Genomic DNA, 6,478 nt, shown 5'->3' with positions numbered 1-6,478 from the left:
CAACCTGCACCTTTGTTCCATCTGGCAATCCATCCAGCCCTATCGTCTTACCCCTTGCCACAACTGTTGGGTTGATATTGACTCTCTCCAATTGCCTAACCTGCAGCTCTGCAAGACCGACTTTGAAGTATTCGTATACCAGGGTATACTGGTCTTCTGTAACCCAGTTTATCGTCGAGCAGATTACTTCATCTTTACCATCGTTGTTAAGGTCATAGAGTCCAATGCGGTCCTCTCCAGAAGGAATATATAACTCTGCAAGTTGCTCATAGTTGTCATTGCCGATGCAGCGAAACAAATGGACATATGCGCCATCTGATGCGGCAATTTCCAACCTGCCATCACCATCCACATCCCCGACCGCAACCGTCAGCCTTGCATAACGGCTTGCGAGAAAATAGGTGTGCCAGACAATTTCAAAGGAGTCATTTTCTGGAGATTCAAATACCGCCAGAATCCCCTCACAGTAGAAATTGGTGGCAAACACAATCGCCTCATTTCTGCCATCGCCATCAATGTCCGGAGCACCACATACAGCTCCCCGCTCCACGCTATAGTGAGGGAGGGAACATATGGCAGTTCGGATTACTGAGTCATTAGCAACTGCTTCGTACACATAGACATAAGGGGTGACACCACAGGTGAATATCTCAGGAGAGCCATCCCGGTCAATGTCGGGTGTGCAGCCATGATAACCGCCACCGAAATATGTTTTGATGGCATAGCTGTCATTCCCCACGCATTCATGCACACATATGCCACGGGGTGGTTGAGGGTCACTTCTGTAGGCGGTGATTTCCAGAGCGGAATCGGAGTCAAGGTCAGTTATGATGGCCTCATTGTTGGTAAAATGTCCCTGAAGACGGCAGACCTGATTTAAGGGAAGGGATAAAGAGTCAGGGCTCTCATAAACAAAGAATACATAATAACTGTCGGCTTTGGTCAAACCAATGTCGGTTTTTCCATCACGGTCAAGGTCACCGATAAACCAGAAGAATGCACTCCGGGGTCCGAGCCGGGTGGTGTCGTAATTCATATCCGGAGTGAACTCAAGGATGTAGTAGGCACTGAGGGAATCTGATGTGCAATATAATTCCTGCAGTCCATCGTGGTCAGCATCACCGCAGACAACTCGTCCTGTCGCCGGTCCATAAGGGAACCTTGCTATCACCCGAAACTCAAAAGTGTCGTAAGAGACGGTGATATCTGGTTGAACTGGAAGCATTGCCAGCAAGTAGGCGAGACATACCGGATTCATAATAACAGTATAATGAAGAAAACGGGCTTGTCAAGTCAAGAATAAAAGAGACATAACCAAGGAGGTGGATATGAACAGATAGTCAGAGAAAGAAGAAAATAAGATAAGGTAGTATATAATAAACCGAAAGGAGGAGAAGATGAATGGTTTGAAAATAGCCATAGGGCTGCTTGTTATAGCAGTTCTGACAGGCATAGGATACAGCCAGACCCAGTGGGTCTGGAGAGTCGGACCTCCTTCGGAATTTGGCAGATGTGATTCACCACCACCGTATAGATTGGTTGAGAAAATCGGCTTGACTATTGAGTGGAGAAGCATATATTATTTTTCTTAAGTGTATATCAAGGAACTGCAACTTTTCGGGTTTAAGTCTTTTCAGGAGAAGACCACCCTGCGTTTTTCCGCAGGGATGAACTGCATCATCGGACCGAACGGTTGCGGTAAGTCCAATGTCCTGGATGCGCTGCGCTGGGTTTTAGGTGAGCAGTCGTTTTCGGTCTTGCGCTGTGCGAGAAATGAGGATTTGATTTTTGCCGGGACGAGTCAGGTGCCGGCGTTGAATTATGCTGAGGTAAGGCTGGTCCTTTCCACCGAAGATAGACCAGAACTGGGCTCGGAGGTGGAAATCAGGAGGCGGTTTTTCCGCTCGGGCGAGAGCGAGTATTATCTCAATCGCCAGCCCTGCCGTTTGCGTGATATCCAGGATTTGTTTCTCTCTGCGGGCATCGGCACAAAGGCATACTCCATCTTTGACTTGAGGCAGATGCGGGAAATCATCGCGGGTAATATCAGGCAGATGTTTGAGGAGGCGGCAACCCTGGCAAAGTTCCGCGATGCCAAGGAGGAGTGCCAGCGCAAACTTGAACTGACCCAGAAGGATTTGACCAGGCTTGAGGATATCATTGCCGAGCGGGAAAGGGTGGTGCGAAGTCTGCAGCGTCAGGCGGCAAAACTGCGCGCCTATCAGCGGCTCAAGGAGGAGGAAAACAGCCTGCGGCTGGTGGAACTGAGGCAGGTTTACAAACAGTTGAACACCGAACTTGAGGGACTGGAAAGGGAAATCAGAGGTTTGGAGGAGGCGGATGCGGAAAGGACAATGCAGGTCAAAAGGCTTGAGGAGGAGTTGCATACTTTGCACTCGCGGCTGGTTAATCTCCAGGGTGAAAGGGAGCGGGCGCTCACCGAACTTAACCGCTGGCGGGAGGAGTTGAGCCAGTTAGAGACCAAGGGGCTGATTGAGGAGCAGGAAATGGAGTTTCTTTTAAGGAACGCCGCCGAATGGACAAGGGAGCGAGACCGGCTCAAGGATGAGATTACAAGGCTGGAGGGGGTTTTTAACCAGACACTGGTTCAGTTACAGGAGGCGAATAACCGCTTAGGCGAAATCCAGTCCCGGCTGAAAGAGGTTCAGGCAATCACCAGGGGCGAGGAGGAGGAGCTGCTCTCGGTTCGGCAGGAGGAGGAGCAAATCAGAGAGGTGTTAAGGGGTTTACTGGAAAATCAACAGCAGGTGCGCACCCGGGTTATCAGGTTGGAGGCGGAGATAGAAAATAACCGTTCGGTAAAGATGAGAATCTTAGAGGAAAGGCAGCGGGTTGCAGAGCAGTTGGCAAAGACAGAGGCGGACCTGAGGGCGCTAAATGCCGAGGCGGAAAAGGTCAAAAGCGAGATGGAGAGGTTGCGACAGGAGGCAAACCGCCGGCGGCAGGTGATTAATGAGATTGAAAAGCGGTTGGGAGAAATAAAGGAGGAGCGGGAGAAACTACTTAAGGAAAAAGGGGTAATAACCCGGGAGGTTGCGAGCCTGGAGGCAAAGGTTGCCCGCCCGGAAATTGAGCGGGTAAAGGCGGTGTTTGGTGTGGAGAGGTTGAAGATGGTAAGCCATTTGCTTGCGCCCAAACCCGGATGGGAGCGGGCTTGCGAGGTGGCGCTTTATTACCTGATTGAGTTCTTCACCGGTGTTGAAATAGATGGGGGTTCGTTTGACCGGTTGCTTACAGGGGCACCGGAAATGCGCTTTGGGTTTCTTATTGATGTTGATGCCAAGCGGTTTCCCGACGAGGTAAGACTTAGGGCGGATGACGAGCGAATTGCCGGTAATCTAACCGATTTCGTTGAGGTGAAACCCGAGGCACCAGCACTTGTTAAACAGGCGGTGAATTCATTTCAGGTTGTTAAAAGTCGTGACTCATTCTTTCAGATTATCAAGGAGGAGCCCCGGGCGCGACTGGTGACCAAGGACGGTTTTGCCTGTTTCGGTGATGGCAGAGTTGTTATCGCCGGTGAGGATTGGGGGAGCATCAAGGCGGAGGTGAAAATCAATGAAGAGGAGACGAGGCTTAGCGAACTGGAGCAGACTTTGCGGTTACTGGAGGATGAGGAAAGAGGGTTGGCTAAAAAAAGAGGGGAGGTGGCAAGGGAGTGGGAGGGAATTGAAAGTCAACTGGTGCTGAGAGAACGGGAGCAGTTTGCCTGCGAATCAAAACTCACAACTACAGTTTCGGTGGTGACAGAACTAAGAAGGGAAGAGGAAAGGCTAGGAAAAGAGGAACGGCGGATTGAGGATTTACTGAAAAATCAGGAGGAAAACCTAAGGGGAGAGCAGGAAAGAACTCAGGCAATAGCACGGGAGATTGAAAAACGCCAGGCAGAACTCGCCACTCTTGAGGAGCGGTCAACCGCCACCGAGGCGAAGGTAAAGGGTCAACTTAAGGAGGCAGCAGAGGTTTTGGCAGCAATGGCAGAGGAGCAGGCACGGATTCAACGACTGGAGGTTGAGGCTGAACATCTGAAAGGTTCAATTGCGGAGCGCCGAAACCGCATCGCCGAACTGGAGGGTTCTATCAGCCAGGCAGAGAAAATGGTTGAAGGGATTCGCCAGGAAAAGGTGCATCGGCAACAGGAGCTGGAAAGGTTGCGGGCGCAGGTCAGAACAGCGGAGGCAGAACTTGCCCGCGACAATGTTTGGGAGGTTTCCAGCGCTGCCGAGGCGGTTGAGAAAAATTTGGCAGAAGTCCGTGAGGAGCAGCAAAGGAAAAGGGAGTTGCTTTTCCAGCGCCGGCTTGAACGGGCTGAGATCGAGGCGAAGGTGAGGTCCTTACTTGAAGAGGCAAAAAGTGTTGGTGGTGACCTGGAGACAGCTGGGGAGGCACCCGATGTCGATGTCAAGCGTTTGGAAGAGGTGCGGCAACGGCTGGCAGCCTTGGGTCAGGTAAATCCGCTCGCCCTTGATGAGTATGAACAGGAAAAAAAGGACCTGGAGCGGCTCCTTTTTCAGCGTGATGATGTCCTCCAGGCAAAGGAGAACCTACAAAACGCCCTTCAGGAGATTGACCGCCATGCCCGGGAGCAGTTTTTAAACACCTATCAACAGGTCCGGCACGAGTTTCAAGAGGTGTTTAAGGAGCTTTTTTTAGAGGGGGAGGCAGACCTGATACTCTTGAACGATAGCAATCCCCTGGAGTCGGAGGTGGCGATTATTGCCAAGCCTCAGGGCAAGAATCCAAAGCGGCTGGAGCAGCTTTCGGATGGTGAAAAGGCGATGCTGGCGGTTTCGCTACTGTTTGCCTTTTACCGGGTGAAACCCGCGCCTTTCTGCTTTCTTGATGAGATTGATGCCCCACTGGACGATGCCAATGTGGCGAGGTTCGCCGACTACCTCAAACGGATGGCGGAGAAGACCCAGGTTGTCATCATCACCCATAATCGGACAACAGTTGAGAGGGCAGATGTCATCTTTGGTGTTACCGCAGAACAGCCCGGTATATCAAAACTGATTTCGGTGAGTTTAGCGGACTACCGCACAAAGAACGCCCAGGCTAATTTGGGGGCTTGAATTGGGGCTCAGGGAGAAACTGGCTAAGACCAGGCAAATTTTTTCTCGCCTTTTTTCTCCATCAGGGCCCAATATTGATGATTTGGAGGCGGCACTGCTCAGCGCCGATGTTGGTGTTAAGGCAACGCAGTTGCTCTTGGCGGCGGTCCGGCGTGCACCTAATCACCCGAGGGAGGCACTAAAAGAGGAGATTGTCACTCTCCTCTCATCAACGGTAAAGGCGCAGCCGCTACCGCTGGAGAAACCGACGGTGATAATGGTTGTTGGCGTTAATGGCTCGGGCAAGACAACAACTGTGGGAAAACTCTCTCATTACTACTCCCAAATGGGAAAGAGGGTGGTTGTGGCGGCTTCCGACACCTATCGCGATGCCGCTGCCGACCAACTGGGCATCTGGGCGGAACGGGCAGGGGTGGAGGTGATTCGTTCTCAGAAAGGGCAGGATGCAGCAGCGGTTGCCTTTGATGCCGTCACCAGGGCAGTTCAGCAGGGCTTTGATATTGTTCTCATTGACACCGCAGGCAGGCTTCATACCCGGAAGGATTTGATGGCAGAGGCGGAAAAGATAAAACGGGTGTGCGGCAAGGTTAAGAGCGGGGCACCGGATGAGGTCTGGCTGGTCTTGGATGCCACCGTAGGTCAAAACGGTATCAGGCAGGCGCAGATTTTTAACCAAGAGTTGGGATTGACAGGTTTAATTATTACCAAACTTGATGGCACTGCCAAAGGAGGTGTCCTGGTGCCAGTGATAATGGACTTAGGACTGCCAGTGAGGTTTATTGGAACAGGTGAGGGGATTGAAGACCTTGAGCCTTTTGACCCGGAAACATATGCCCGGGCACTGATTGAGGATTAACCCTGTTCCCCATTCCTTGGTGATTTTAATTCCTGAGTGAGCCAACACAGATATTCTTCTGAGCCGGTAACAATCGGGAGAGCGAGTATTTCAGGGTTTTCATAGGGATGGACTTTTTTAATCACCTGCTCCAGTTTTGGGTAATGTTCTGAGGTAGTTTTAAATATACAAATTCGTTCCTTGCTTGATGTTAGCACCCCTTGCCACCAGTAAGTACTCCTGACCTGTTCTGTTACTTGCACGCAAGCGGCAAGACGATGCTTAAGTGTAACAGCGACAAGTTTACGGGCAACGGTTATATTAGGAACCGAGACAATTACCAAGAGATAGTTAACACTCATCCCTAAAGTATGCCTGGTTTCATATTTACCGTCAAGAAGTTGACTGGGGATTTAACTGGAATATAATTGTTTAAGTTTAACAGGAGGTCTTATATGAAGAGAGTTTTGCTGGTACTTTTAGTGGTCTTGATTGGTTTTGGTTTCGGGCTGGTGAGTCCGGAGCTGGAACAGCGGCTGGTTACTGCTGA

General features: G+C 50.9%; 5 protein-coding genes. 3 read left to right on the top strand and 2 right to left on the bottom strand.

The window, feature by feature from the left end:
* On the bottom strand, positions 1-1,258 hold a 1,258-nt coding region (locus ABIK47_07905), incomplete at its 3' end, for a VCBS repeat-containing protein (protein ID MEO0020537.1).
* Between the two features lie 139 nt (positions 1,259-1,397).
* Here ABIK47_07905 and ABIK47_07900 point away from each other — a divergent pair.
* The 3 genes from ABIK47_07900 to ftsY are packed head-to-tail and all read left to right on the top strand — an operon-like array spanning position 1,398 to position 5,949.
* Entirely contained in the window at positions 1,398-1,592 is a 195-nt protein-coding gene (locus tag ABIK47_07900) for a hypothetical protein (protein ID MEO0020536.1), read from the top strand.
* The gene (gene smc, locus ABIK47_07895) at positions 1,593-5,093 is read left to right on the top strand and encodes a chromosome segregation protein SMC (GenBank protein MEO0020535.1); all 3,501 of its coding nucleotides are present in this window, start codon (positions 1,593-1,595) and stop codon (positions 5,091-5,093) included.
* A 1-nt stretch (position 5,094) separates the two neighbouring features.
* Positions 5,095-5,949 carry a signal recognition particle-docking protein FtsY gene (gene ftsY / locus ABIK47_07890; GenBank protein MEO0020534.1) on the top strand — a complete coding sequence of 285 codons (855 nt, stop codon included), beginning with the start codon at positions 5,095-5,097 and terminating at the stop codon, positions 5,947-5,949.
* Here the strand turns inward: ftsY and cutA are convergent.
* Positions 5,946-6,290: a divalent-cation tolerance protein CutA gene (cutA, locus tag ABIK47_07885; protein MEO0020533.1), complete on the bottom strand. Its 345-nt coding sequence runs from the start codon at positions 6,288-6,290 to the stop codon at positions 5,946-5,948. The two genes, ftsY and cutA, sit on opposite strands and share 4 nt — an antisense overlap.
* Positions 6,291-6,478 lie beyond the last annotated feature (188 nt).

It is taken from the genome of candidate division WOR-3 bacterium, assembly GCA_039801245.1.
GTDB lineage: Bacteria > Hydrothermota > Tepidihabitantia > Tepidihabitantales > Tepidihabitantaceae > JAOABP01.
The sequence above is the reverse complement of the archived record's forward strand: the minus strand, read 5'-3'. Positions and strand labels throughout refer to the sequence as shown.